Origin of the sequence: Mixta gaviniae, from assembly GCF_002953195.1 — a bacterium.
GTDB lineage: Bacteria > Pseudomonadota > Gammaproteobacteria > Enterobacterales > Enterobacteriaceae > Mixta > Mixta gaviniae.
Genome location: NZ_CP026377.1, coordinates 3,148,508 through 3,175,405 on the forward strand (window position 1 = coordinate 3,148,508; position 26,898 = coordinate 3,175,405).

At 61.1% G+C, this 26,898-nt stretch carries 24 protein-coding genes and 1 pseudogene; 6 read left to right on the forward strand and 19 right to left on the reverse strand.

Annotation, left to right across the window (positions count from 1 at the left end):
* Positions 1-66: 66 nt before the first annotated feature.
* Positions 67-1,050, forward strand: a complete 984-nt coding sequence (locus tag C2E15_RS14595) for an aldo/keto reductase (RefSeq protein ID WP_104958018.1) — start codon at positions 67-69, stop codon at positions 1,048-1,050.
* 974 nt (positions 1,051-2,024) lie between these two features.
* Here C2E15_RS14595 and purF read toward each other — a convergent pair.
* The 10 genes from purF to C2E15_RS14650 all read right to left on the reverse strand — a co-directional run bounded on the left by purF (position 2,025) and on the right by C2E15_RS14650 (position 12,005).
* Complete coding sequence (gene purF, locus C2E15_RS14605) at positions 2,025-3,542, reverse strand: amidophosphoribosyltransferase (protein WP_104958020.1); 1,518 nt, start codon at positions 3,540-3,542, stop codon at positions 2,025-2,027.
* Positions 3,543-3,578: 36 nt separating this feature from the next.
* The gene (gene cvpA, locus C2E15_RS14610) at positions 3,579-4,064 is read right to left on the reverse strand and encodes a colicin V production protein (RefSeq protein ID WP_038629924.1); all 486 of its coding nucleotides are present in this window, start codon (positions 4,062-4,064) and stop codon (positions 3,579-3,581) included.
* Positions 4,065-4,259: 195 nt separating this feature from the next.
* A complete protein-coding gene (dedD, locus tag C2E15_RS14615) occupies positions 4,260-5,003 on the reverse strand; it encodes a cell division protein DedD (protein ID WP_104958021.1) in 744 nt (247 codons plus the stop codon).
* Positions 4,993-6,267, reverse strand: a complete 1,275-nt coding sequence (gene folC / locus C2E15_RS14620; RefSeq protein WP_104958022.1) for a bifunctional tetrahydrofolate synthase/dihydrofolate synthase — start codon at positions 6,265-6,267, stop codon at positions 4,993-4,995. The genes dedD and folC overlap by 11 nt, the downstream gene beginning before the upstream one ends.
* Positions 6,268-6,334: 67 nt before the next feature.
* Positions 6,335-7,246 carry an acetyl-CoA carboxylase, carboxyltransferase subunit beta gene (gene accD / locus C2E15_RS14625; protein WP_104958023.1) on the reverse strand — a complete coding sequence of 304 codons (912 nt, stop codon included), beginning with the start codon at positions 7,244-7,246 and terminating at the stop codon, positions 6,335-6,337.
* 147 nt (positions 7,247-7,393) lie between these two features.
* The gene (locus C2E15_RS14630; RefSeq protein ID WP_104958024.1) at positions 7,394-8,056 is read right to left on the reverse strand and encodes a DedA family protein; all 663 of its coding nucleotides are present in this window, start codon (positions 8,054-8,056) and stop codon (positions 7,394-7,396) included.
* Positions 8,057-8,089: 33 nt separating this feature from the next.
* Positions 8,090-8,899, reverse strand: coding sequence for a tRNA pseudouridine(38-40) synthase TruA (truA, locus tag C2E15_RS14635; RefSeq protein ID WP_104958025.1), 810 nt, complete (start codon positions 8,897-8,899; stop codon positions 8,090-8,092).
* Positions 8,899-9,909: an aspartate-semialdehyde dehydrogenase gene (locus tag C2E15_RS14640; protein ID WP_104958026.1), complete on the reverse strand. Its 1,011-nt coding sequence runs from the start codon at positions 9,907-9,909 to the stop codon at positions 8,899-8,901. The genes truA and C2E15_RS14640 overlap by 1 nt, the downstream gene beginning before the upstream one ends.
* Before the next feature lie 115 nt (positions 9,910-10,024).
* Positions 10,025-11,158: a 4-phosphoerythronate dehydrogenase PdxB gene (gene pdxB, locus C2E15_RS14645; RefSeq protein ID WP_104958027.1), complete on the reverse strand. Its 1,134-nt coding sequence runs from the start codon at positions 11,156-11,158 to the stop codon at positions 10,025-10,027.
* 58 nt (positions 11,159-11,216) lie between these two features.
* A complete protein-coding gene (locus tag C2E15_RS14650) occupies positions 11,217-12,005 on the reverse strand; it encodes an AraC family transcriptional regulator (protein WP_104958028.1) in 789 nt (262 codons plus the stop codon).
* Between the two features lie 121 nt (positions 12,006-12,126).
* Here C2E15_RS14650 and C2E15_RS14655 point away from each other — a divergent pair, with 121 nt between their 5' ends.
* Both C2E15_RS14655 and flk read left to right on the forward strand, forming a co-directional pair.
* Complete coding sequence (locus C2E15_RS14655) at positions 12,127-13,038, forward strand: DMT family transporter (RefSeq protein ID WP_104958029.1); 912 nt, start codon at positions 12,127-12,129, stop codon at positions 13,036-13,038.
* A 209-nt stretch (positions 13,039-13,247) separates the two neighbouring features.
* Complete coding sequence (flk, locus tag C2E15_RS14660; RefSeq protein WP_104958030.1) at positions 13,248-14,285, forward strand: flagella biosynthesis regulator Flk; 1,038 nt, start codon at positions 13,248-13,250, stop codon at positions 14,283-14,285.
* A gap of 155 nt (positions 14,286-14,440) precedes the next feature.
* Here the strand turns inward: flk and C2E15_RS14665 are convergent, their stop codons facing one another.
* Positions 14,441-14,893 carry a rhodanese-like domain-containing protein gene (locus tag C2E15_RS14665; RefSeq protein WP_104959197.1) on the reverse strand — a complete coding sequence of 151 codons (453 nt, stop codon included), beginning with the start codon at positions 14,891-14,893 and terminating at the stop codon, positions 14,441-14,443.
* A gap of 86 nt (positions 14,894-14,979) precedes the next feature.
* Here C2E15_RS14665 and pdxR point away from each other — a divergent pair, with 86 nt between their 5' ends.
* Positions 14,980-16,422 (forward strand): MocR-like pyridoxine biosynthesis transcription factor PdxR, encoded by a 1,443-nt coding sequence (pdxR, locus tag C2E15_RS14670; RefSeq protein WP_104958031.1) that lies wholly within the window; start codon positions 14,980-14,982, stop codon positions 16,420-16,422.
* On the opposite strand, the gene C2E15_RS14675 is transcribed toward pdxR, so the two are convergent.
* Positions 16,419-17,585 carry an arabinose transporter gene (locus C2E15_RS14675; RefSeq protein WP_104958032.1) on the reverse strand — a complete coding sequence of 389 codons (1,167 nt, stop codon included), beginning with the start codon at positions 17,583-17,585 and terminating at the stop codon, positions 16,419-16,421. The genes pdxR and C2E15_RS14675 overlap by 4 nt on opposite strands.
* A 329-nt stretch (positions 17,586-17,914) precedes the next feature.
* Entirely contained in the window at positions 17,915-19,132 is a 1,218-nt protein-coding gene (fabB, locus tag C2E15_RS14680) for a beta-ketoacyl-ACP synthase I (RefSeq protein ID WP_104958033.1), read from the reverse strand.
* A 158-nt stretch (positions 19,133-19,290) separates the two neighbouring features.
* Between fabB and mnmC the strand changes: the two genes are divergently transcribed.
* Positions 19,291-21,300, forward strand: coding sequence for a bifunctional tRNA (5-methylaminomethyl-2-thiouridine)(34)-methyltransferase MnmC2/FAD-dependent 5-carboxymethylaminomethyl-2-thiouridine(34) oxidoreductase MnmC1 (mnmC, locus tag C2E15_RS14685; protein ID WP_104958034.1), 2,010 nt, complete (start codon positions 19,291-19,293; stop codon positions 21,298-21,300).
* 275 nt (positions 21,301-21,575) lie between these two features.
* Here mnmC and C2E15_RS14690 read toward each other — a convergent pair whose 3' ends face one another.
* The 6 genes and pseudogenes from C2E15_RS14690 to prmB all read right to left on the reverse strand — a co-directional run bounded on the left by C2E15_RS14690 (position 21,576) and on the right by prmB (position 26,180).
* On the reverse strand, positions 21,576-21,857 hold the full coding sequence (locus C2E15_RS14690; protein WP_038625004.1) for a YfcL family protein: 282 nt from the start codon (positions 21,855-21,857) through the stop codon (positions 21,576-21,578).
* A 29-nt stretch (positions 21,858-21,886) separates the two neighbouring features.
* Positions 21,887-22,429 (reverse strand): elongation factor P hydroxylase, encoded by a 543-nt coding sequence (locus C2E15_RS14695; RefSeq protein ID WP_104959198.1) that lies wholly within the window; start codon positions 22,427-22,429, stop codon positions 21,887-21,889.
* 75 nt (positions 22,430-22,504) lie between these two features.
* Positions 22,505-23,304, reverse strand: a pseudogene (locus tag C2E15_RS14700) (sulfite exporter TauE/SafE family protein).
* A gap of 8 nt (positions 23,305-23,312) precedes the next feature.
* Positions 23,313-24,137 carry a penicillin-insensitive murein endopeptidase gene (gene mepA, locus C2E15_RS14705; RefSeq protein ID WP_104958035.1) on the reverse strand — a complete coding sequence of 275 codons (825 nt, stop codon included), beginning with the start codon at positions 24,135-24,137 and terminating at the stop codon, positions 23,313-23,315.
* Positions 24,138-24,140: 3 nt separating this feature from the next.
* Positions 24,141-25,226: a chorismate synthase gene (aroC, locus tag C2E15_RS14710; protein WP_104958036.1), complete on the reverse strand. Its 1,086-nt coding sequence runs from the start codon at positions 25,224-25,226 to the stop codon at positions 24,141-24,143.
* Between the two features lie 21 nt (positions 25,227-25,247).
* Complete coding sequence (prmB, locus tag C2E15_RS14715; protein WP_104959200.1) at positions 25,248-26,180, reverse strand: 50S ribosomal protein L3 N(5)-glutamine methyltransferase; 933 nt, start codon at positions 26,178-26,180, stop codon at positions 25,248-25,250.
* A 165-nt stretch (positions 26,181-26,345) separates the two neighbouring features.
* Between prmB and smrB the strand changes: the two genes are divergently transcribed.
* Positions 26,346-26,894, forward strand: coding sequence for an endonuclease SmrB (smrB, locus tag C2E15_RS14720; protein WP_104959201.1), 549 nt, complete (start codon positions 26,346-26,348; stop codon positions 26,892-26,894).
* Positions 26,895-26,898: the final 4 nt, after the last annotated feature.

Here is a 26,898-nt window from a genome sequence, read left to right on the forward strand (position 1 = left end):
ATTCTAGCGCTACTTTCCCGTTTCAGGACAGAAGATACTGTTTTCAACTTAACGGAGGGGGTAAAAATGCAACAACGAACGCTAACACAGGATCTGCAGGTTTCCGCGCTGGGCCTTGGCTGCATGGGGATGAGCGAATTTTATGGGCCGCGTGACGATGACGCTTCGCTGCGGGCGCTGGATCAGGCGCTGGCAAGCGGGATTAACTTTTTCGATACCGCCGATATGTATGGCCCTTACCATAATGAGGAGCTGTTGGGCCGTTTTATCAAAACGCGTCAGCCTTCGGTTACCATTGCCACCAAGTTCGGCATCGTACGGCAGCCGGGTGAGTATCGCCGGGGCATCGACAACAGCGTCGACTATACGCGCCGCAGCTGTGAAGCGTCGCTGCGCAGGCTGGGCGTAGAACAGATCGATCTCTACTATGTTCACCGCATTGACGCTGCCAGACCGATAGAAGAGACCATGGAGACGCTGGCGCAGCTGGTGCGGGAAGGCAAAATTGCCCGTATCGGCCTGTGCGAGGTCAGCGCCGCGACGCTGAAACGCGCCTGTGCGGTGCATCCGGTGGCGACGGTGCAGACCGAATATTCGCTCTGGACGCGCGAGGTGGAACACGGGGTGCTGCCCACCTGCCGCGAGCTGGGCGTGGGCCTGGTGGCTTACTCTCCCCTTGGGCGCGGCTTTCTCACCGGCCGCTTTCAGCAATCGGCCGCCTTCGCGCCCGGCGACTTTCGCGCCAGCCTGCCGCGTTTTCAGGAAGATAACCTGACGCAAAATCGTCTGCTGGTAGATGAGATCGCCGCGCTGGCGACGGAAAAAGCCTGCACGCCGGCGCAGATAACGCTCGCCTGGCTGCTGGCGCAGGGCAACGATATCGTACCGATCCCCGGTACCTGTAATCCTGTTCATCTGCGGGAAAACTGCGACGCGCTGGCGATAAGCTTAACGCCGCAGGAAGAAACCCGGCTGCGCCAGGCGGCTGCGATGCTGCCCGCCGCCGGCGAGCGTTACACTGCCGAAGGTATGAAAGGTCTGGATGCATAATGTTGGCAGGCAGCGCAGCGTTGCGCTGCCGTCGGGGGTATTTCCTCGCTCATCTCTGTCTATGCCGTCAGCAAAATCTAAACAGCTGCATCTTCTGTACTGCTAATGCCTTCTTTATCACCCTCAAAATAAATGCCAACGCTCCCCTCTTCTATTGCCGCTATTCGGTATTCATATCGTGCATTTATTTTTCAGCCAACATAATCAGCAAGCTCAACGGCAGCCCGTATGGGATAAGCGAACTCATGATTAAGGGTCTCTCTGTCTGAAAGCTCAGGCTCCACCTTTTCAACAGACCCGTGTCAAACCCCTTCAGCAAGCGTGAGTGACACCCATTCAGTAACAGCAACTGAAAGAAGCAGAGAAACCTCTTCATCCTTTATCCAGGTGGAGCGGGCTCTGAAATCTTTAAAATGTTCAGTTATTAACCTACCCATGTTCCAGACTTTCCAGCAATGAGTGTTGTAGAAATCGCGTCAGCGCCTGGTGATAAGCTGGATGTCTGGCATCTGGCTATTGTCAAAGTCCTATTCGCTCTGGATTTGCGACCCGGCGGAAAGGGGGTTAATTATCTCTTCATATTTTCCCGATGCCGGATTATCGTGCGGCGGATAATAAAGGTTATTCCCGGGCAGGCTTAAGCTCATACATCCTGTCCTTATGATGAAAAGCAGCGCCTTACCATTGCATATCGTTATCCGGCGGGCAACGGGATAATCTTTTTCGCCGCAGGCAATAAAAAGTGAATTTAGGCGAATCAGCAAAGCGTCTAATACGCTCAGCTTCACGGGCAGAGTGGATGGAAAACGCGGATTATTATTTACGAGGGAATGATTTCCCTAAACTATCAGCCCGCCGTGATGAAAAGCGGCATCAGCCGCATGCCCGATAACGGTTAATGATGATTACGCCAGGGAGAGAACAGAGGGAAAAGGCAGAAAAGCAGCGGGCCGGATCACCGGCCCGCAGAGGCGTTAACCTTCGTTATGCATCTCGAGGCTTTCCACCTCGTTCTGCCGCGCCATCGCTTTCGCATCATCGTTACGCAGCGACTGCAGATACTCCAGGTATTGCTGATCGACATCTTTGGTGACGTAAACGCCATTGAACACCGAGCATTCGAACTGCACGATATCGGGGTTCTCTTCGCGCACCGCTTCGATCAGATCGTCCAGATCCTGAAAGATCAACGCATCGGCTTTAATCAGCTGGCAAATCTCATCCACTTCGCGCCCGTGGGCGATAAGCTCAGTGGCGCTCGGCATATCGATGCCGTAAACGTTCGGGAAACGAATCTCCGGCGCGGCCGAAGCCAGATAGACCTTTTTCGCGCCCGCTTCGCGCGCCATCTCAATGATCTGCTCTGAGGTGGTACCGCGCACAATAGAATCATCCACCAGCAGCACGTTTTTATCGCGGAACTCGGCGCGGTTGGCGTTGAGCTTACGGCGCACCGCGTTCCGGCGCAGCTGCTGGCCCGGCATGATAAAGGTGCGGCCGACGTAGCGGTTTTTCACAAAGCCCTGACGATAGGGTTTATCCAGAATGCGCGCGATTTCCAACGCCACGTCGGTGGAGGTTTCCGGAATCGGAATGACCACATCGATATCCAGGTCTTCCCATTCGCGCGCGATTTTCTCGCCCAGCTTGGTGCCCATACGTACGCGGGCGCTGTAGACCGAAATCTTGTCGAGGAAAGAGTCGGGGCGCGCGAAATAGACATACTCGAACAGGCACGGATTGTTGCGCGGGTTTTCCGCGCACTGGCGGGTATAGAGCTGCCCTTTCACCGTGATATAGACCGCTTCACCCGGCGCGACGTCGCGCAGGAACTCAAAGCCCAGCGTATCCAGCGCGACGCTTTCGGAGGCGACCATATATTCGGTGCGGCCGCCCGGCAGTTCGCGTTTGCCCATCACCAGCGGACGAATGCCGTTAGGATCGCGGAAGGCGACCATGCCGTGGCCGATAATCATCGCCACGCAGGCGTAGGCGCCGCGCACCTGCTGGTGAACAGCGGCGACGGCGGCGAAAATGTCATCCGCTTCCAGCGGGTGATGCGGACAGCGATCCAGCTCCTGCGCGAAGATATTCAGCAGGATTTCGGAATCGGAGGTGGTATTCACATGGCGGCGACCGCTTTCAAACAGCTGCTTACGCAGCTCGTGCGCGTTGGTCAGATTGCCGTTGTGGGCCAGGGTAATGCCGTATGGGGAGTTGACGTAGAAAGGCTGCGCTTCAGAGGCGCTGGAACTCCCGGCGGTAGGGTAACGCACGTGGCCGATGCCCATATTGCCCTGCAAACGCTGCATATGGCGAGCTTCGAACACATCGTTGACCAGCCCGTTCGCCTTGCGCAGACGGAAACAGTTCAGCGCATCGATGGTACAAATGCCTGCGGCATCCTGCCCACGGTGCTGCAGCACCGTTAACGCGTCATAAATCGACTGGTTGACCGGCATAAAACCGGTGATACCGACAATACCGCACATGTTGTCATATCCTCATTGGCCGCACACCCGGCGCGATTACCGGGGTAAAAAACTCGACGTGCTTTGCAGATAGTCAAAAAACCATCTGATGATGTAACTGAACTCAGGGATCAGCTGAGACTGCTGCCAATCCGGGCTTTTAGAAAAGCCGGTGAACGTATCGAGGAAGAACAGCATCGCCGAAACGATCAACACGCCGCGCAACGCCCCGAAGCAGACACCCAGTACCCTGTCCGTTCCTGACAAACCCGTTTTTTCGACCAGCGAGCCAATCACGTAGTTCACTATCGCCCCGACAATCAGGGTGGCGATAAACAGAACGGCGATAGCGATGCCGTTGCGCACCAGCTGATCGTTAAATCCGGTGAACCAGACAGCAAGGAAGGGATAGTAATGACTGGCAACAAAGAATGCGCATCCCCAGGTGATAAGAGATAAAGCTTCCCGAACAAACCCACGGATCAGGCTGACAAGAGCAGAAAAACCAACAATCCCAATGATGACGTAATCTATCCAGACCATGAACTCTTCCAGCGACAGCGCCCCTGCATCCAGTTCGGGGCGCATTCTAACAGAAAAAGAAAACGTTTGCGTAGGGTTTTCCCTGTCCCTTACAAATAAAAAAAACGCAGAAAAAAAGCGCAGCGCGCGCCGGAGAGGGGCAGCCCTGCGGCCGATAACGCCGCAGAGCTGGCCTGCCAATAAACCGCTGGCGTCTTAACGCGCGCTGTAAGGTTTCACCACCCCGCTGAGGCCGGAAACGCTTTTCAGCTCGCCGACCGCCGCCTGCATTTTCGCTTTTGACGCATCCGGGCCAACGTAGATGCGGGTGATTTGTCCCTGCACCGGCGTTGAAGGCACGGTAAAGGCGCGATAGCCGGAGAGACGCAGCTGCGCTACGATCTCATTCACCTTCGCGGCGTTTTTCAGCGCCCCGAGCTGCACCACGTAGGCCTGCCCCGCCGGCGCGGTTTGCTCCGCAGGTTTAGGTGGCTCCGCTGGCTTCGGCGTGTCTACCGCTTTGGGTTGCTCCACCGGTTTCGGCTTCGGCTGCTCTACCGGCTTCGGTTTCGGTTTCGGCGTTTCTACCGTCTGCGGCCGGGATTGCTCTATGCGCGGCTTCAATGGCGGTGCCGACTGTACCGGCGGCGGCGTCACTACCGTCGGCGCGCTGTTCTGCTGCGGCACGGCGGAGCCGCTCTCCGCCGACGGCGACGGACGGCTGTTGCCGCCCTCTATCGCCGCGCTTGCGCCTTCCGGCGGCTGCGTCGGCAGCGACTGCGTCACCGGCGGCACCATATCGCTGTCCTGCTGGTCGTCCGGCTTCGGCACCAGCGGGATAGCGGCGAACTCCTCTTTATAGTGCTTTTTTTTGCCATCAAGCAGGCCCGGCAAGACGATGACGCCAACGGCGACCAGAATTACCGTGCCGACTAAGCGGTTCTGAAACTTACTTGCCACTGCCCTTCTCCGTTTCCATCGCTTCCATGACGTGCGCCACCGTATGGAACGAGCCACACACCAGCACAATATCCTGCTCATCCGCCTGCTGCATCGCCATGCGCCATGCACCGGCAACCGAGTCGAAGGTCTGCGCCCGATCGGTTTTCAGCTCGGCCAGCAGCTGCCCGGCGCTGGCGCCGCGCGGGCCTTCCAGCGGCGCCAGATACCAGTAATCCACCTGCGGCGCGAGACAGGCCAGCGTGCCGGCGATATCTTTATCGTGCAGCATGCCTACCACGGCGCGCACCACGCCCTGCTTCGGCAGCTGCGCCAGGCGTCCGGCGAGATAAGCCGCCGCGTGCGGGTTATGCGCCACGTCCAGAATCAGCTGCGGCGACTGCGCCACGGTTTGAAAACGGCCCGGCAGAATGGCTTTATCCAGATGCTGACGCACCACGCTTTCGCTGACCTGCAGACCGGAGGCGCTCAGCGCCGCCAGCGCCGTTGCCGCGTTAGGCAGCGGTACCTGCGGCAGCGGCAGATTTTCCAGCGTGATGCGGCCGTCACTGAAGCGCCAGCCGTTAGCCTGCGGCTGCCACTGCCAGTCGCGGCCCAGCTGCAGCAGTTGAGCCCCTTTCTCTTGTGCCACCTGCGCAATGGTGTGCGGCATATCGGGCTCGCCGACCACCGCCGGTTTTCCGGCGCGGAAAACGCCCGCCTTCTCGCGGCCGATGCTCTCCCGATCCGGGCCCAGCCAGTCGGTGTGATCCAGCGCGATGCTGGTGATCACTGCGACGTCGGCGTCAACAATATTGGTGGCGTCAAGGCGCCCGCCAAGACCGACTTCCAGAATCACCACATCCAGCGCCGCCTGTTTAAACAGCTGCAGCGCCGACAGAGTACTGAATTCGAAATAGGTGAGCGAGGTTTCGCCGCGTCCCGCCTCGATGGCGGCGAAGCTGGCGGTGTGCGCCGCTTCCGGCAGCTCATCGCCCTGCACGCGTACCCGTTCGGTATAGCGCAGCAGATGTGGCGAGCTGTAGACGCCGACGCGATAGCCGGCGGCCATCAGCAGCGTTTCCAGCGTGCGGCAGGTGGTGCCCTTGCCGTTGGTGCCGGCGACGGTAAAGACGAAAGGCGCGGGTTTTAACAGATCGAGCGTGCGGGCAACGCGTTCGATACGCGCCAGTCCCAGATCGATCGCCTGCGTGTGCAGACGCTCAAGATAATAAAGCCACGTGGCCAGAGGCGACGTGGCTTGAGGAAGGTGAAGATTTTCCATGGATCCCGTTCACAAGGTTACGGTTCATTGGCGAAAGGCGTCGCGTGCGACGCCTTTCCATCATCTGTCAGGCCTCGTGGCTCTCCGCTTCCGGCTGCTCAGGACGGTCTTCGCTGTCCTGCAGCGGCGCAGGCAGATTCTGCATCTTCGCCAGCAGGCTCGCCAGTTTAAAGCGCATTTCCGGACGGCGGATAATCATATCGATCGCGCCTTTTTCAATCAGGAATTCGCTGCGCTGGAAGCCCGGCGGCAGTTTTTCGCGCACCGTCTGCTCGATAACGCGCGGGCCGGCAAAGCCGATCAGCGCTTTCGGTTCCGCCACGTTCAGATCGCCCAGCATGGCGAAACTGGCGGAGACGCCGCCCATAGTCGGGTCGGTCAGCACGGAGATATATGGCAGGCCACGCTCGCGCATTTTTGCCAGCGCGGCGCTGGTTTTCGCCATCTGCATCAGCGACATCAGCGCTTCCTGCATACGGGCGCCGCCGCTGGCGGAGAAGCAGATCAGCGGGCAGTTGTCTTCCAGCGCCTGCTCGACGGCACGAACGAAACGCGCGCCCACGACCGAGCCCATCGAGCCGCCCATAAAGGCGAACTCAAACGCGGCGGCGACGACCGGCATGCTGTGCAGCGTGCCCTTCATCACGATCAGCGCGTCTTTCTCTTCGGTCTCTTTCTGCGCGGCGGCGAGACGATCTTTATACTTTTTGGAGTCGCGGAACTTAAGCACATCTTTCGGCTCCAGTTCGCTGCCCAGCTCCACCAGCGTGCCCTGATCTAACAGGCTGTGCAGGCGCTCACGCGCATGCATACGCATGTGATGGTCGCATTTGGGACACACTTCCAGGTTGCGTTCCAGCTCGGCACGGTAAAGAACCTGCCCACAGCTGTCGCATTTTGTCCACACCCCTTCAGGAATGTTTGCTCTGCGCGACGGGGTAATTGTGCTTTTATTGAGAATTCGTTCAATCCAGCTCATTGATGACCTTTCTGTTTGAACCTGGTGAAACCAGTTTTTCTTGTTGCTGCTGAAGCCGTCTTCAGCAGACCATAAATGTCACCCATTAAACCATAACCGTTTCGCGCTGTGGATAAAAATCTGGTCGTACCCGTCAGCGCTGATGGTTTAGCGCTGTTTTTGCCGCCGCGCCGCACGGCGATGACGCCATACTTCAATCACGCCTGGCAGTACGGAAACCACAATAATGGCCACGATCAGCAGCTTCAGGTTTTCCTGCACCATCGGCAGCGCGCCGAAGAAGTAACCCGCGTAGGAGAACAGCAGCACCCACAGCAGCGCGCCGGTGACGTTAAACAGCGCGAAGTGGCGATAAGACATATGCCCCATCCCCGCGACGAACGGCGCGAAGGTGCGAACGATCGGCACAAAGCGCGCCAGAATAATCGTTTTTCCGCCGTGGCGCTCGTAAAACGCGTGGGTTTTATCAAGATAGCTACGACGGAAAATGCGCGAATTGGGGTTACTGAACAGCTTTTCGCCGAACAGCCGGCCAATCATATAGTTAACGGCATCCCCCAGCACTGCCGCAATCACCAGCAGCGTCACCATCATATGCACGTTCAGATCGTTCGTCGGCAGCGCCGCCAGCGCGCCGGCGACAAACAGCAGCGAATCGCCCGGCAAAAACGGCGTCACCACCAGGCCCGTTTCGCAAAACAGGATCAGAAACAGAATGGCGTAGATCCAGATGCCATACTGCGCCACCAGCTCGGCGAGATGAACATCGATATGCAGGATAAAATCGACAACAAAACGGATTAGATCCATAACTCTTCCTTAGTGAGCGGCAGCGCCTGAATGTTAGTCTTCAAGAAATAACGGCCCCATCGGCGGGGTCGGTAAGGCGAAACGCGCCGGGTAATCGACGGAGACCAGGTAGAGGCCTTCCGCTTTCGCCGTTGCGGCCGCCAGCTTGCGGTCTTTCGCCGCCAGCAGTTCAGCCATCCAGCTTTCCGGCTGGTTGCCGCAGCCGATTTCCATCAGGCTGCCGACAATATTGCGCACCATATGATGCACAAAGGCGTTAGCTTTAATATCCACCACCACATACGCGCCGTGGCGGCTGACGTTGAGATGCATCACATTGCGCCATGGTGTGCGCGACTGGCACTGCACGGCGCGAAACGAGGTAAAATCGTTTTCGCCCAGCAGGCACTGTCCGGCGCGATGCATTTTTTCCGCATCCAGCGGCTGATGGTAGTGCGTCACGCCGCCGTTCAGGATCGCCGGGCGCAGCCGGTGGTTGTAAATCACGTAACGATAGCGCCGCGCCGTGGCGCTGAAGCGCGCGTGAAACGCCTCCGGCACCGCCTTGACCCAGCGTACGGCGATATCGTCCGGCAGGTTGGCGTTGACGCCCAGCGTCCAGGCCGCATCCTTACGCACCGACGTGGTTTCAAAATGCACCACCTGCCCGGTGCCGTGAACGCCGGCGTCGGTGCGGCCGGCGCAAAATACCGTGACCTCGTGGTTGGCTACCTGCGACAGCGCCTGCTCCAGACGCGCCTGCACGCTGCGCACTTCTTGCTGCCGCTGCCAGCCGTAATAACGGCTGCCGTCATATTCAATGCCAAGCGCCAGTTTACAGACGCCGTTTACCGCCTCCGTCATCAGTACAGGTACTCCTGCACCAGCTTCTCGGCGGTCTTGATCGCCATCAGCGCGCCGCCGAAGCGGATATTGTCCGCCACCGACCAGAATTGCAGCAGCTCCGGGATGCCGTAATCGTTGCGCAGACAGCCGACGTTCAGGTTGCTGTTGTCGGAGGCGTCGGTCACCTGGGTCGGATAGTCGTTCTCATCCGACAACACTACCTCATCCATACGCGCCAGCTCGTCGCGCGCCTCTTCTGCCGACAGCGGACGCAGCCCTTCCAAATGCACGATTTGCGCATTGCCGTAGAACACCGGCGCCTGCACGCTGCTGACGGCGATCGGCAGCCCTTCGTCCTGCAGCACCTTACGTACCTGATCGACCAGGCGACGTTCGCTGGCGACGCTGCCCTCGCGGTCCGGCAGCTGCGGCAGCATGTTGAACGCCAGCTGGCGGCCGAAATGATGATCTTCTGCCGGCACGCCATTCAGCAGACGCGCGCTTTCGCCCGCCAGCGAATCGACTGCCGCCTTGCCCTGCGCCGACACCGACAGCAGATTTGTGACCTGCAGACGCGCCAGGCCCGCCTGCTCGACCAGAGGCTTGATGGCGCACAGCAGCTGACTGGTCAGGCTGTCAGCAACGGTAATGATATTGCGGTTGCGGTAATCCGCCAGCACCTGCGGGTTGACGTCCGGTACCACCAGCGGCACATCCGGCTCCAGCGCGAACAGATCGCTGCTGTCGATCACCAGGCAGCCGGCGCTCGCCGCTTCTTCAGCGTAGCGCGCCGAGGCTTCGCGGCCGGCGGCGAAAAAGGCCAGCTGCGCCTGCGACCAGTCGAACTCCGCGGCATCCTGTACGCGCAGCGATTTGCCGTCGAAACGCACGCTCTCACCGGCGCTACGCTCGCTTGCCAGCAGATACAATTCACCCACCGGGAACTGGCGTTCCGCCAGCAGTTCCAGTAAAGCGTTCCCTACTGCGCCTGTCGCGCCTAAAAGCGCAATATTCCAGCCGTCAGACATGGTGGTTTACTCCAGACAATGACATAAAAACAGAAGGCGGTGATATTCACCGCCCGTTGATTCAGATTATTCCCCTGCCGCCGTTCGGCTCTGGCAACAGTCGCAATCATGTGGGTTATGCGGGTTGATGAACCGCATTGAAGCCCAGCTTATGCAGCAGCGCGGCGGCCGCGGCGTCATCGCACTGCACATGCAGCGACGACCATTCACGGCGCTCCTGATACTGCTTGCGCAGGCGGTCGAACTCGCCCGGCTGACCGGCGACGTTGCGCAGCGGCGCATCATCGCGGCGCACATCATACACCAGATGCGCCAGACGTTTTAGCGTTGCCTGATCGAGCGGGCCGTGCAGGGTAATACGGCCAAACTCCGGCGCCGGCAGCAGGGTCTCCAGCGAGACCTGCTGCGCCTGGCCGATAAAGCGGGTCCAGGCCTCAAAGACCTGGGTCGTGCCGCGCGCTTTGCCTTCCAGCGTGTAGCCGGCAATATGCGCGGTGCCGATATCGACGCGATCAAGCAGCTCGACGTTAAGATCGGGCTCCGGCTCCCAGACGTCCAGCACCACGCTGAGATCGTCGCGCTGCTGCAGCACGCGCAGCAGCGCCGCGTTATCCACCACCGGCCCGCGACAGGCGTTGATTAAAATTGCGTTGGGCTTCAGCGCGCGCAGCAGCGCCTCGTCCGCCATATGCAGCGTCTGATAGCGGCCCGCTTTAAACAGCGGTGTATGGAAGGTCAGTACGTCCGCCTGCGCCGCCACGGTTTCCAGCGGCAGGAAATCGCCCGCATCGCCGCGATCGGCGCGCGGCGGATCGCACAGCAGCGTTTTCACGCCCAGCGCTTCCAGCCGCTTTTGCAAACGGCCGCCGACATTGCCGACGCCGACAATGCCGACGGTACGGTCGGTAAGCTGAAAGCCGTCGCGCTCCGCCAGCATCAACAGCGCGGAGAAGACATACTCCACCACCGCAATGGCGTTGCAACCCGGCGCGGCGGAGAAGCCGATGCCCTGACGCGCCAGAAAATCCTCATCGATATGATCGGTGCCGGCGGTGGCGGTGCCGACGAACTTAATCGCCTTACCGCCCAGCAGCGTTTCGTTCACCTTCGTGACGGATCGCACCATCAGCGCATCGGCGTCGTCCAGCGCCGCCGTCGGAATCGGGCGGCCCGGCACCGCGATCACCTCGCCCGTGCGGCTGAACAGCTCGCGGGCGTAGGGCATATTTTCATCTACCAGAATTTTCACTACGGCTTTCCTGCATCGACTGAAAAGAGAGGTATGTTGCCATACTCATGGCGGAAATTCATGCCGCAACGTGCCGCCGTCCGGCGCGGTAGCGCTCCGGCGTGGTGCCCGCCTGCTGCTGAAACATCACGATCAGCGCCGAGGCGGAGCTGTAGCCCAGCTCCAGCGCGATATCCTGCACCGATCGCCCCTGCTCCAGCAGCGAAACCGCATGCAGAAAGCGCAGCCGCTGGCGCCATTCGCTGAGCGACATGCCCAGCTGCGCCTGACAGCGGCGCGCCAGCGTGCGTTCGGTGGTATAGACGCGCTGCGCCCACTGCGCGATGGTGGTGGTGTCGCCGGGATGGTTTTCCAGCGCCTGCAGAATCGGCGCCAGATATTTGTCCGTCGAGCGCGGCAGATAGCTCTCCTGCGTCGGCGCCAGCAGCAGCTGGTCGCGCACCACTTCGCACAGGCGCATATCGGCTTCGCTCTGCGGCAGATGCAGCTGACGCGCGGCGAAATCATCCACGATCGCTTTCACGATCGGCCCCGCCTGAATCAGACAGGGCTGCGTTGGCATGCCGTCGCAGAGCGCGGCGGCGATGTTAAAGGTCAGCAGGCGGGCATGCTTATGGTTATAGCTGGCGTGTTCGCGCTGCGGCGGGATCCAGACCGGAAACGCGGCCGGGGTAAGCAGCCGCTTGCCTTCAACGTCGATCTGCAGCACATTGCCCTCGACAAAAATCAGCTGGCCCCAGCGATGGGTGTGCGACAGGTACTCGGTGCGCGCGTTGGTCTGCTCATAGCGCAGGAAGAAACGAAAATCGTCGGCGTGCGCCGGCTCCTGATAAACAAGCTGAACCATCTGTTCTCCATAAACGGTGCGGCGATCTGTCCGGTCGGTGAGTAATTTTGTCAGATTTTAATTATCTGTCTGAAAACGGACAAGCGTACACTGCTCGCTATTCGATTAAAGGTAGATAACGATGAGCTTTCTTTTTCCCCTTTTTGCCGTACTTATCTGGTCAATCAACGCCATTGTCAGCAAACTTTCCGCCGGCGCCATCGATCCGGCAGCCATCTCGTTCTATCGCTGGCTGCTGGCGCTGGTGGCGCTGACGCCATTCGTGCTGCCCGCCGTCTGGCGCAATCGCCGCGAGGTGGCGAAATCAGGGTGGAAGCTGCTGGTACTGGGGCTGTTGGGCATGGTGCTTTATCAGTGTCTGACTTACTATGCGGCGCACAGCGTCACTGCGCTGTTTATGGGTATCCTGAACGCGCTGATCCCGCTGCTGACGGTGCTGCTGAGCGTGGTGATATTACGCGTCGCGCCGACGCTCGGCATTCTGCTCGGCACGCTCTGTTCATTTGGCGGGCTGATTTGGCTGGTAAGCCAGGGCAATCCCGCGCAGCTGCTGACGCACGGGCTGGGCACCGGCGAGCTAATGATGTTCGCCGCCTCGACCTCCTATGCGCTCTACGGCGTGCTGACCAAACGCTGGGCGATCGCCCTGCCGGGTTGGCAGAGCCTCTATGTGCAGATCTTTTTTGGCGTGCTGCTGCTGTTGCCTAACTTTTTACGCGCGCCGGACGTCAGCCTGACCGCCGACAATATTCCACTGGTGCTGTTCGCCGGCATCCCCGCTTCGATTATCGCGCCGTTTCTCTGGATCCAGGGCGTGCTACGCATGGGCGCCAGCACCACCAGCATCTTTATGAATCTGGTGCCGATCTTTACCGCCGTTATCGCCGTGCTGTTTCTGCATGAAACGCTGCACAGCTATCACTTTATCGGCGGCGGCGTCACGCTGCTTGGCGTGATTATCGCGCAGCGCCTGCGCGCGCCGCTTTTTAGCCGCCGCGCCGCGCCGACAGCGGAAAAAGACGCCGCTTCCTGAGCCTTGACCTGCGCGATTTCTCTCCCGACGCGGCCGGTGCTAACGAAAAAGCCGCTGCGTCGGCGAGAGGCTGACCGTTCCGGGGAAAAATCCCCTCTTTAGCCGCGCCTCGCCCCTGGATTTTTCTATGCCAGGATTGGTATCATAGCGCCCTATTCCACTTTTCCGGCGCGCCCCGGATATTGACCCGCCGTTTTAAGGATTCCGCCATGCAACCTGTTACTGGCCCCGGCGCGCCCCAGGGCGATCGCACAACTGTACCCGGCCAGCCTCCTCGCGGCGGCACGCCTGGCGAACAGCCCCTTTCTCCGGCACAGCGCACCACGCTGGAACGGTTAGTGGTCCGCATCATGTCGCTCAGCACCTTAAAGGCGCCTGAGCTGTGGGCGGGGCTGCGCCATGAAGTTGGGGTGAAAAACGATGCGGAGCTGCAGTCGCGTCACTTCCCCGCGGCGGAAAACTTCCTTAATGGCAGGCTGTCGCAGGTGCAGAACAACCACGCCACGCGCCAGCTGTTGCAGCAGCTGACCGGACTGTTGCCGCAGGGCAATAATCGTCAGGCGGTGAGTGATTTTATTCGTCAGCAGTTTGGCCATACGGTGCTAAGTTCGCTGTCGCAGGATCAGCTGCGTCAGGTGCTGACTATGCTGCAAAACGGCCAGATGACCATTCCGCAGCCACAGCTGACCCGCAACAGCGATCGTACCCTGCTGCCGGCGGAGCATCAGACGCTGAATCAGCAGGTGGTGAAGCTGGCCGCCGCTACCGGCGAGCAATCCTCCTCGGTATGGACCGCCGCCCTGAAACTGGTGGGCCTGAAAAGCGGCGATCCGATCCCGTCGCGCCATTTCCCGCTGCTGACACAATATCTCCAGGTGCGCCAGACCCTGAGCCAGCAGCACGCGCCAACGCTGCAAATGCTGGAGGCGGCGCTGAAGCACCCGCCGGATCGCGCCGAACAACAGCTGCTGGAGGATTACAGCCAGCAGCGTTTTCAGGCGACGCCGCAAACGGTGCTGACTGCCGCGCAGGCGCAGGATCTGCTGAATCTGCTCTTTTCCCGCCGCGCCGAGCGGGTCAGCGAGAGCGAAACGCTGCGCGCCGACAGCGAAATCAATCCGCAGCCGATCTATAACCCGCAGATCCCGTGGCTGCCCGCGCCGCTGCAGCCGCTGGCGGACCGGCCGATGCTGGGCGCCTTTATTGTCATGGTGGTAGTCGTACTGCTGCTGTGGCTGGTGTTCTGATCCGCTCCCGGGCCGCGCTGCTACGGCGGCTGTTCTGATCCCCCACGCTTCCTGCGCTCCCTAATGCCTGCGGCCAGTTGAGATCCAACCGGCCGCCGCGCATCTGCGTTTTCTGACCACCACCGCGCCGTTAACCGCCGCCGCAGCGTCGTGCGCTAACAGCCGCAGTCGCTGCGTGCCGCCTGCTGCGGCCATTCGCCCGGCGCATCCCCCTCGACGATCGGATGCTGGTCGCGCCGCCAGAAATCGAGCCCGCCGATTAACTCCTTCACGCGCAGGCCGGCGCTGGCCAGCTTCCACGCCGCTTTGGTCGAACCGTTGCAGCCGATGCCGTCACAGTAGGTCACGTAAACTTTGCTTCGGTCGAGCTGCGCCAGCCGCTCCGGCGTCATATCGCGGTGGGGAAAATTAACGGCGCCGCAGATGTGGCCCGCACGCCAGGCCTGCGGCGCGCGCGCGTCGATTACCACAATCTCTTCAATGCCGTTGGCTAAATCTTCGGCAACGTCCCAGGCGTCGGCGTAATAAGCGAGCTTGCGCGCCAGCCAGGCCGCGCTATCGGCAGCGTCAGGCGGAGGAAAGGACAGTACGGTGGATAAAGGGTTCATGGTTTTCTCCTGTGGTTTTTCTTCCATCATAATGGCGTATCGGTATGATGCAGGATACCCATTCCACCCTATCGATAAGACCCATTATGGCTGCCCTCAGCGCCCGTATTCTGATGCTCTACTCCGCGCAACACAGCGCCACCCGGCGCGATCGCCTCTGTAACGCGTTGCGCCAGGCGATCGGCGAAGGCGCCCTGACGGCAGGCAACCGTCTGCCCTCTTCGCGCCTGCTGGCCGTGGAGCTGCAGCTTTCGCGCGTTACGGTGGAAGCCGCCTACGGCCAGCTGGAAAGTGAAGGCTATCTGATGCGCAAAACTGGCCAGGGCACCTTTGTCGCCGTGACCCTGCGCGCGCCGGACGTTAAGCCGGCCGCTGGCGGCGTGCCGCAGAACGTTACCCTTTCACGTCGCGCCGCAACGGTGGTGGCGAGCGGTGGCTGTCAGGATCCGCTTTACCCTCAGGCATTCGCGGCGGGCTCGCCGGAACTGCGCGCCTTTCCTCATCAGCTGTGGCGCCGCCTTACCGCGCGTCAGCAGCGGCTGGGCAGCACGCTGATGCGCTATGGCGATCCACAGGGCTGGCTGCCGCTGCGTCAGGCGATCGCCGCTTATCTGGCGCAGGCGCGCGGGGTGCGCTGCGTGCCCGAGCAGATTATGGTACTGACCAGCTCGCAGCAGGCGCTGCAGATGTTGTCGCTGCTGCTGCTGGATAGCGGAGAGGAGGTGTGGATGGAAAACCCCGGCTATCCGGGCGCGCGCCACGCTTTTCTCTGCGCAGGCGCCCATATTAGCGGCGTAGCGGTCGATGAACGGGGAGCCGTGCCGCCTGCCAACGGCGCGCCACGGCTGATTTACCTGACCCCCTCCCATCAGTATCCCACCGGCGCGCCGCTCAGCCTGGAGAGGCGGCTGGCATGGCTGACGCTGGCGGAGCAAAAACAGAGCTGGATCGTGGAGGATGATTACGACAGCGAGTTCTGGTACGACGCGCAGCCAATGCCCGCCATGCAGGGATTGCGGCCTGATGGCCGGGTGATCTACCTTGGCACCTTCTCCAAATCGCTGTTCCCTTCGCTGCGGCTGGCGTGGATGGTGGTGCCGGATGCGTTTATCGACCCGCTGATGCGCCTGCGCAGCGTGATGGACGGGCACAGCGCGCTGCTGCCGCAGGCAGTGACCGCTGCTTTTATCGAACAGGGGCACTATGCGGCGCACCTGCGTCTGATGCGCCAGCTCTACCAGAGCCGCCGCGACCTGCTGCAGGAGCAGCTGAATACACGCCTCTCCGATCCGCTGCAGCTGCTGCCCTGCCGCGGCGGCCTGCAGATGACCGCCCTGCTGCGTCAGGGAGAGGAGGCGGCGCTAACGCGGCGCGCGGCGCAGCAACAGCTGCTGCTGCCACGCCTTGCGCCCTGCTGGCCGGGGGCTGAATTCCCAAAGCAGCAGGGATGGCTGCTCGGCTTCGCCGCGCTGGAGCGCGCGGAGATTATCGCCGGAGTCAACAAGCTGGCCGCCCTTTTCCGGCCTTAGCCTCTGATGGCGAGCGACAGCATCATGCCGAGCGCAGCGCAGGCGGCGGCGGCGAAATAGACCGCGCCGTAGCCGAGCGAGGTCGCCAGCAGGCCGGTCAGCGGCCCGGTAACGCCATAGGCGATATCCTGAAAAGCAGCGAAGCCGCCAAGCGCCGTGCCGCGTACCTGCGGCGCCACCCGTTTCACCACCTCAACGCCGAGCGCCGGGAAGACCAGCGAGCAGCCACAGCCGGTCAGTGCGGCACCCGCCAACGCCATCGCGCCGCTGGTAGAGAAGCCCATCAGCAGCAGCCCCGCCACCTCAATTGCCAGCGACGCCGCCGCCACGCGACGGCCGCCGAGCCTGTCCGGCAGCGCGCCAAAGAAGATGCGCATCAGCACGAAGGCGCAGCCAAAGGCGCTCAGGGCGAAACCGGCGTTGCCCCAGTTTCGCTCCGCAAACCAGAGCGAGGTAAAGGTGCCGATGGCGGCAAAGCCTACGCCCTGCAGCGCCAGCGCGCAGCCTGGCGAAAAGATTTGCCCGACCACGCGCCACAGCGAAGGGCGTTCGCCGCCCTGCACCGGCACCGGCCGGATCCAGCCATTCAGCGCCAGCGAGATCAGCGGCAGCAGCAGCGCCGCTGCGCCCAACCCGCTAAAACCCCAGCGCGTATGGATCCACAGCCCCAGCGGCGCGCCCGCCGCCAGCGCACCGTAAATCGCCATGCCATTCCATGACATCACCAGGCCGGAACGCTTCGGCCCCACCAGCCCCAGCCCCCAGGTCATATTACCGGTCAGTAACAGGCTTTCGCCAAAGCCCAGCAGCAAACGCCCTGCCACCAGCAGCGCGAATTTCCCGGCGGCAGCCAGCGGCAGCTGGGCGGCGAGCAGATAGGCTGCGCCGACCAGCGCGATCGCCAGCATGCCTTGCTGGGTGGTGATTTTCGCCCCGTGCCGATCGGCGCGTCTGCCGGCGAAGCTGCGCGTCAGCAGCGTGGCGAAAAACTGAACGCCCACCGCCACCCCCACCATCAGGTTGCTGTAGCCCAGCGTCTGATGCACAAACAGCGGGATGACCGGCAGCGCCAGCCCGGCGGTAAGATAAGTTAAGAAAACGGCGAAAGAGGTGCAGGCGATAAGCGCCTTGCTTTGTGAAGAGTGGATTGTCGTCTCGGACATTCGTCACGGTTCTCCTGATTATTGCAGGCGCATATCAGCCACGTGCGCCCCGATAGCCAGCCTTACAGGCCGGAGCGGGTGCGTTGGTTGACGTGAACGCTTACGCAATATCATGACGATATTGTTAACGGGAAACGGCGCGGCGCGGATGCGTCAGGCGCTGGCAGGGAGTGTAATAGAGATGTCCGCGCGGCACCAACAGCGGCGGGCGGCTTTTTGCTTTTCACCTGCGGGAATGCGCGTCTTCTCGCAAAAAACCACGCATCGCGCGGAAGCGCACCGGCGAAAAAAAAGCCCGGCGGGAAGCCGGGCTGATAGTAACGTATCGCTTACTGATATTTACGCATGGTCAGCGTGGCGTTGGTACCGCCGAAGCCGAAGCTGTTGGACATTACTGTCGTCAGCTTGCGCTCGGTGGTTTCGGTGATGATATTCATCCCTTCCGCCGCCGCATCGCGCTCTTCCACGTTGATGCTCGGCGCGATAAAGCCATGCTCCAGCATCAGCAGGGTGTAGATCGCTTCCTGTACGCCCGCCGCGCCCAGCGAGTGACCGGTCATCGCTTTGGTTGCGGAGATCGCCGGCTGCTGTTCGCCGAACACTTCGCGGATGGCGCCCAGCTCTTTCACATCGCCGACCGGCGTGGAGGTGCCGTGGGTGTTCAGGTAGTCGATCGGGGTATCGAGCCCCTGCATCGCCATCTTCATGCAGCGCACCGCGCCTTCGCCTGATGGAGCAACCATGTCCGCGCCATCGGAGGTCGCGCCGTAGCCAACGATTTCCGCATAGATATGCGCGCCGCGCGCCAGCGCATGCTCCAGCTCTTCAACCACGACCATACCGCCGCCGCCGGCGATGACGAAACCGTCACGGTTGGCGTCATAGGTACGGGAGGCTTTTTCCGGCGTTTCGTTATATTTGGTAGAGAGCGCGCCCATTGCGTCAAACTCGCAGGCCATTTCCCAGCTCAGCTCTTCGCCGCCGCCGGCAAAAACGATATCCTGTTTGCCCAGCTGGATCTGCTCTACTGCGTTGCCGATGCAGTGCGCGGAAGTGGCGCAGGCGGAGCTGATAGAGTAGTTCACGCCGTGGATTTTAAACGGCGTCGCCAGGCAGGCGGAGACGCCGGAGCCCATCGCTTTGGTGACCACGTACGGGCCTACCGCTTTCAGGCCGCGCGGGCTGCGCATTGCGTCAGCGCCGAACACCTGGTAACGCGGAGAACCGCCGCCGGAACCGGCGATCAGGCCGACGCGCGGGTTATTCTGGTAAACCTCGTCGCTCAGGCCGGCGTCTTTAATCGCTTCAGCCATAGAGAGATAAGCATAAATGGACGCGTCACTCATAAAGCGCACAATTTTGCGATCGATGAGGCCTGTGGTATCAAGTTTAACGTTACCCCAGACGTGACTACGCATGCCGGAATCTTTCATCTCCTGGGAGAAGGTGATGCCAGAGCGACCTTCACGCAGAGATGCCAGGACTTCTTCCTGGTTGTTACCAATGCTGGAAACGATCCCCAGGCCAGTAATCACCGCACGTTTCATTCAAATACCTCTTCCATATCACTATTAGGATTTGACACGCACTCTAGCGTACACTTGTACGCCGAACAAGTCCGATCAGCGAAATTGTTGTGTAAATTTGCGTGATGTGACCGGTCTCGATAAAATCCCGCCACTGCCTGATAAATGAGCCATTCCCGTTGAACAACGCACCGATAGAACACGCAAAACTGGACTGGAACGACCAGGGTACACCTGTATCCCGAGAATTTGACGACGTCTATTTTTCTAATCAGAACGGTCTGGAAGAGACGGAATATGTCTTTCTGGGCGGCAATAATTTGCCCGACCGCTTCGCCACCCATCCGCGCGCACTGTTTGTCGCCGCAGAAACCGGCTTCGGCACCGGGCTGAATTTTCTGACCCTGTGGCGCGCTTTCGATCGCTTCCGCCAGGCGCAACCGCAGGCGAACCTGCAGCGGCTGCACTTTATCAGTATGGAGAAATTCCCGCTGGCGCAGGCAGATCTCGCCGCCGCCCATGCGCGCTGGCCCGAGCTGACGCCCTGGGCAGACGAACTACGACGTCAGTGGCCGCTGCCGCTGCCGGGCTGCCATCGCCTGCTGCTGGATGGCGGGCGCGTCACGCTGGATCTCTGGTTTGGCGATGTTAATACGCTTATCCACCATTTTGATGACAGCCTGCAGCGTAGCGTTGACGCCTGGTTTCTGGATGGCTTCGCGCCGTCGAAAAACCCCGATATGTGGACGCCGGCGCTGTTTGACGCCATGGCGCGGCTGGCGCGGCCCGACGGCACTTTCGCCACCTTTACGGCAGCGGGATTCGTACGTCGCGGCCTGCAGCAGGCGGGCTTCGGAGCGGGTAAACGCAAAGGCTTCGGCCGCAAGCGTGAAATGCTGTGCGGCGCGCTGGAGCAGGCGCCTGAGCTGCCCCACGCCGCGCCCTGGTATGCGCGCTCCGCCGCCGAAGGAGACGATATCGCGCTTATCGGCGGCGGCATCGCCAGTGCGCTACTGGCGCTGGCACTGCTGCGGCGCGGCAAACGGGTCACCCTTTACTGCGCCGACGACGCGCCGGCGCAAAACGCCTCCGGCAACCGCCAGGGCGCGCTCTATCCTTTGCTTAATCAGCACGACCCGGCGCTGGCGCAGTTCTTCCCCGCCGCTTTCGGCTTTGCGCGTCGGCTCTACGATGCGCTGCCGGTGAGTTTTGCCCATGACTGGTGCGGCGTTACGCAGCTTGGCTGGGATAAGAAGAGCGCCGAGAAGATTGAGCAGATGCTGGCGATGGGGCTGCCGCAGGCACTGGCGCAGGGCGTGAACGCGGACCAGGCTGAACGGCTGGCGGGCGTACCGCTCGGCTGCGGCGGCATTCACTACCCTGCCGGCGGCTGGCTGGCTCCGGGCGAGCTAACCGCCGCGCTGTTTGCGCTGGCGCAGCAGCAGGGGTTGCAGGTTCGCTGGCGACACCGGCTGGAGAGGCTGGAGCCGGAAGATGGCGGCTGGCGACTCTGCTTTGTCGACGGCGCGATGGCACGCGAGAGCAACGTAGTGCTGGCCAACGGCCACGCCATCACCTCGCTGGCGCAGAGCGAAAAACTGCCCGCCTATGCAGTCAGCGGACAGGTAAGCCATATTCCCTCCCGCGACGGGCTGGCGTCTCTGCGGCAGGTGCTGTGTTATGAGGGCTACCTGACGCCGGTCAGCCCGGCGCTCGGCACCCACTGCATCGGCGCCAGCTATCATCGCGGCGACGCTTCCGTGGCCTACCGCGAGGCGGATCAGCAGGAGAATCGGGAACGTCTGCTGCGTTGTTTGCCGCAGTGCGACTGGACCCGGGCGGTGGATGTCAGCGCCGGCGAGGCGCGCAACGGCGTGCGTTGCGCCACGCGCGATCATCTGCCGCTTGTCGGTAACCTGCCCGACTACGCCGCCACGCTGGCGCGCTATCAGGATCTGCCGCGCCAGCGCGCGCAGCAGGCGGCGATCGCGTCGGCGCCGGTCTGGCCGGGCCTGTTTGTGCTGGGCGCGCTGGGATCGCGCGGCCTGTGCAGCGGGCCGCTGGCGGCCGAGGTGCTGGCGGCGCAGCTGTGCGCCGAACCGTTACCGCTGGATCGCGCTACGCTGGCGGCGCTCAATCCGAACCGTTACTGGGTGCGTAAACTGCTGAAAGGGAAAGCGGTAAGCTGAAGAGAAGATGTTGCCTCACCGCGATTTACGTGACTAACAACCCGGCTTCATCATGGTCGGATTCCAGCGTTATAAAAAGAAAAAGCCGCGGGCTGGCACCGGCTAATCTGCGTCATTAGCCGGCGTAGACGGTAGCAAAGAAAGCGCTGGCGGCGGCAAAGAAAGCGCAGACGGCGGCAAAGAAAGCGCCATAATGTCCAACAGCGCCCACGCCTGTGCTGCTCCACACAATAAAAAAGCGGCCCGCGGGCCGCTTTTTTACATGCCAGTCAGGCTCAGGCGGGCTGGCGCGCCTGCAGGAACAGGTTATCCCACATGCCGATCACCAGCGCCTGGTCGCGCGGCGAAAGCTCGCCGGCGGCAATGGCGTTTTGCAGGCTGTTCTGCACATGGATCTGCAACGCTTCCGCGGTATGTTCACCGCTCTGCTCCAGCTCGGCAACCGCCAGAGTGAGGTGACCGCGCAGGTAGCCGCTGGCGAATAGCTCATCATCACTGGCATGCTCGACCATATCGTCAATCAGGGCCAGAATACGCGTTTCAAATTCTGCGATCATCTCAATTCCTCATTAAGTCGCGCCTCCGTTCAGCGCAGATCTTCCGGCCAGGGAAACTGCGCCGCCGTCAGCGGGGGCGTGTGATAAAAACGCTGTAATTCAGCGATAAAACGGGCCGGGCGCGCCGGAATGCCGTTTTCAAGATAGTGCATCACCTGAGCATGAACCTGACGCTGGAAAGCGATGCGATCCGGCTCATAATCTCCATTGAGATTGTCACAACTCACGTTGAAGGGGAAGCCCGCCGCAACGCTGAACATCCACTCCAGCGCCTGGGGTTTAATTTCAACCGACTCAAACTGATGCTGCGTATTGGCATCGCGCCCGTCAGGACAGTACCAGTAGCCGAAATCGACCAGCTTGCGGCGCTCGGCGCCGGCGATGCACCAGTGCGAGATCTCATGCAGCGCGCTGGCGTAATAGCCGTGCGCGAACACCACGCGATGCCACGGCGAAGCGTCATCCGCCGGCAGGTAGACGGGCTCGTCGTCGCCCCGGATTAAGCGGGTCTGAAAATCATCCTGAAAGCAGCGATCAAAGAGCGTAATCAGGTCCTGGTAATGGTGATGCATCGTGTCCATATCTGTAACTGTCGGCTGAAAAAAACGCGCAATTGTCGCATTTAGCGTTCGGGTTGACGAGCATTATCACCAGAGGTGCGTCAGCCAGTGGCCAATGGCCGCGCCGTAATCTTCATACAACAGCTTGCTGCTCATCACTACCGAGACGATAACCACCATCGGACGGATCAGCCTCTGCCCGCGCGACAGCACCATGCGCGCACCGAGACGCGCCCCGCATACCGATCCCACCAGCATCACCAGGCCGACGCCCCAGACCACTTTGCCGCCGAGAATAAAAAACAGCAGGCTGGTGAAGTTGGAGGTGAAGTTCAGCACCTTGGCGTGCGCCGTGGATTTCGCCAGGTTGAAGCCCGCCAGAGTAACGAACGCCAGCGCATAGAAAGATCCGGCGCCCGGGCCGAAGAAGCCGTCGTAAAAGCCGACCACGCCGCCCGCCACCAGCGCGAAAGCGACGCCATCCAGCCGCCGCTGGCGATCTTCCTCGCCCAGCCGTGGCATCAGCAGAAAATAGAGACCGATGCCGATAATCAGCAGCGGCAGCACCTGGCGCAAAAAATCGGACTGGATATGCTGCACCAGCAGCGTGCCGCTGACCGCGCCGACAAAGGTCATGGCGATATTTAGCCGCTGTTCGCGCAGCTTGACCGCGCCACGCCGCACGAAGTAGAGGCTGGCGGAGAAGGAGCCGCCCACCGCCTGCAGCTTATTGGTTGCCAGCACCTGCGCGGGCGACAACCCGGCGGAAAGCAGCGCAGGCACGGTCAGCAGCCCGCCGCCGCCGGCGATCGAATCGATAAACGATGCCAGCATCGCGACGAAAAACAGCACCCCAGCATCTCCGGGGAGACAACCCACCAGTCCATGTAAGATCCTAAAGTAGATGTTTATCCAGCAGCGCCTGACAGGATGGCGGCAGCGGCGGCGGCTCGCGCTTCACCGGCGATCCGCCGCCCGGTTTTTTCGGCAGGAACCAGCTTTCCAGCTCGGCCCCACAGCCGTCGCCCGGCGGCGGCGGCGCCTGATCTTCGCACTCCAGGCTTTCTGACGGGCAGCGCAGACGCACATGCATATGGGCGCGATGGCCGAACCACGGGCGCACCTTACGCAGCCAGTCGCGATCGCTGCCAGCATCGGCGCACAGCTGCTTTTTGATCGCCGGATTGACGAAGATGCGCGTAACCTGCTCATCTTTCGCCGCCAGCTTGATCAGACTGTCGATTTCCGGCTGCCAGTGACGCGCCACCACGCGCTTGCCGTCAGTGCTGACCAGATCGAGCGGCTGCGGCTTCAGCAGCATCTGTGGCGTCCAGCGGCTTTTCGGCAGCTGCAGCCAGATATCGACATCCAGCCCGCTCTGATGGCTGGCGTGTCCGCTGCTGAAACGGCCGCCCGCCGCCATGCCCATATCGCCAATCAGCACCTGGCCCAGCCCGAGGTTATGCACCTGAGTGGTAAGTCGCTGAATAAACAGGATCAGGTCGGGATGGCCGAAATAGCGGCGCTGATCCTGACGCATCACCTGATAGGCCGGATTATTCAGCGGCAGCGCTTCGGCACCGACAATACAGCCGTTGGCGAAAGCGCCGATCGCCTGCGGCGACCCGGCGATAGGATGGGTAATGTTTTGCCACGGCGTCGCCGCCAGCGCCGGGGCGCTGAGCAGCAGCGCGGCCAGCAGGGAGAGCGTTTTTCTCATGCGTTACCAGCGTGGAATAGTGGTGGAAACGTCCGCGCACTGGGCGCGATGGCGCAGCAGATGGTCCATCAGTACGATCGCCATCATCGCCTCGGCGATCGGCACCGCGCGGATCCCAACGCAGGGATCGTGACGGCCTTTGGTGATCATCTCCACCTCTTCGCCGTCGCGGGTAATGGTGTTGCCCGGCACGGTGATGCTGGAGGTGGGCTTCATCGCCAGATGGGCAATCAACGGCTGGCCGCTGCTGATGCCGCCGAGAATGCCGCCGGCGTGGTTGCTCTGGAAACCGCTGGCGCGGATCTCATCGCGATGCTGGCTGCCGCGCTGATTGACCACCGCAAAGCCGTCGCCGATTTCAATCCCTTTCACCGCGTTAATGCTCATCAGCGCGTGCGCCAGGTCGGCGTCCAGACGATCGAACACCGGCTCGCCGAGGCCCACCGGCACATTTTCCGCCATCACCGTGACCTTCGCGCCGATAGAGTCGCCCTCTTTCTTCAGCGCACGCATCAGCGTATCCAGCGCCTCCAGCTTGTCGGGATCGGGACAGAAGAACGGATTCTGTTCCACCTGGTCCCACTCTTTCAGCTCGCAGGCGATATCGCCGATTTGCGACAGATAGCCGCGCACCTGCACGCCGAATTTCATCTGCAGATATTTTTTGGCGATGGCGCCCGCCGCTACGCGCATCGCCGTTTCGCGCGCCGAAGAGCGGCCGCCGCCGCGGTAGTCGCGCACGCCATATTTTTGTTCGTAGGTGTAGTCGGCATGGCCGGGACGAAACAGATCTTTGATGGCGCCGTAATCCTGCGAGCGCTGATCGGTGTTTTCAATCAGCAGCCCGATGCTGGTGCCGGTGGTAACGCCTTCAAACACGCCGGAGAGAATACGCACCTGATCCGGCTCGCGGCGTTGGGTGGTATAGCGCGAGGTACCCGGACGACGCCGGTCGAGATCGTGCTGCAAATCCGCCTCGGTGAGCGGGATGCCGGGCGGCACGCCGTCAACGATGCAGCCCAGCGCGATGCCGTGGGATTCACCAAAGGTGGTGACGCGAAAAATCTGTCCAATCGTGTTGCCTGCCATCTCGGCTCCGTTATTGTGCGATTAATCTTTGAAATATTTGAAGTGATGTTGTGCGTCGACAATTTGCTGACGGGTCAGCATAAATACGCCGTCGCCGCCGTTATCAAATTCCAGCCAGGTGAACGGCACGTCGGGGTATTGCGCGATCATATGCACCATGCTGTTACCGACTTCGCAAATCAGCACGCCCTCTTCCTGCAGATAGTCCGGCGCGCAGGCCAGGATGCGGCGCACCAGCTTCAGCCCGTCGCTGCCCGCCGCCAGGCCCAGCTCCGGCTCATGGCGATACTCATTCGGCAGGTCGTCCATATCATCCGCGTCGACATAAGGCGGATTGGTGACGATCAAATCGTATTGCAGCTTCGGCAGATCGCGGAACAGGTCGGAGCGGATCGGGGTGACATGATGGATCAGGCCATGCTCTTCAATGTTCTGCTCGGCAACCGCCAGCGCATCGAGAGAGAGATCGACCGCGTCCACTTCCGCCTCCGGGAAGGCGTAGGCGCAGGCAATGGCGATGCAGGCGCTGCCGGTACACATATCCAGAATGTGCTGCGGCGTATGGTTCAGCAGGCCAGCGAAGCGGCTGTTGATCAGCTCGCCAATCGGCGAACGCGGGACCAGTACGCGCTCATCGACATAGAACTCATGGCCACAAAACCAGACTTTGTTGGTGAGATAGGCAACCGGAATGCGCTCGTTGACGCGGCGGATCACACGTTCGACGATGCGGTGGCGCTCGCTGGAGGTCAGACGCGCGTTGCGCATCTCTTCAGGAATATCCAGCGGCAGGTAAAGGGTTGGCAAAACCAGCTGAACAGCTTCGTCCCAGGGATTGTCCGTGCCGTGGCCATACCAGATGTTGGCCGCCGCGAAACGGCTCACCGCCCAGCGCAGCATATCCTGAATGGTGTGCAGTTCATTCACTGCTTCATCGACGAAAATTTTGTCCAAGTTGCCCTCCACAGGCCGTTCCGTAGTTACGGCAGTTAGTTTGCCATGAAGTGGGCGAGAATTCAGCGCAGGGACGTGAAAAAGCTGACTTTTGTTTACAATGCGGGTTATCGTAGCCCTCAGGCCGCGCGGCCTGCGCCCGTTAACTATCAGAAATCAGGCATTATGAAGAAAAAAGAGCAGCTCAGCGCTGAAGATAAGGCGCTTTTTCGTCAGCTGATGACCGGCACCCGCAAGCTAAAGCAGGATACGCTGGTGCATCAGCCGCCGCGCAAAAAAGCGGAGGTGTCGCTAAAGCGTCAGCTGTCGGAGCAGGCGGACAACAGCCACTATTTTTCCGATGAGTTCCAGCCGCTGCTGGCTGAGGATGGCCCGGTGCGCTATGTACGCGGCGATGTCAGTCATTATGAGCTGAAGAAGCTGCGGCGCGGCAACTATACGCCTGAAATTTTTCTCGATCTGCACGGGCTGACGCAGCAGCAGGCCAAGCAGGAGCTGGGCGCGCTGATCGCTGCCTGTCGACGCGAGCATATTTTTTGCGCCAGCGTGATGCATGGGCACGGCAAGCATATTCTGAAGCAGCAGACGCCGCTGTGGCTGGCGCAGCATCCCTACGTGATGGCCTTTCACCAGGCACCAAAAGCCTTTGGCGGCGATGCGGCCCTGCTGGTGCTGATTGAGGTGGAGGAGTGGCAGCCGCCGGAATTACCCTGACGGC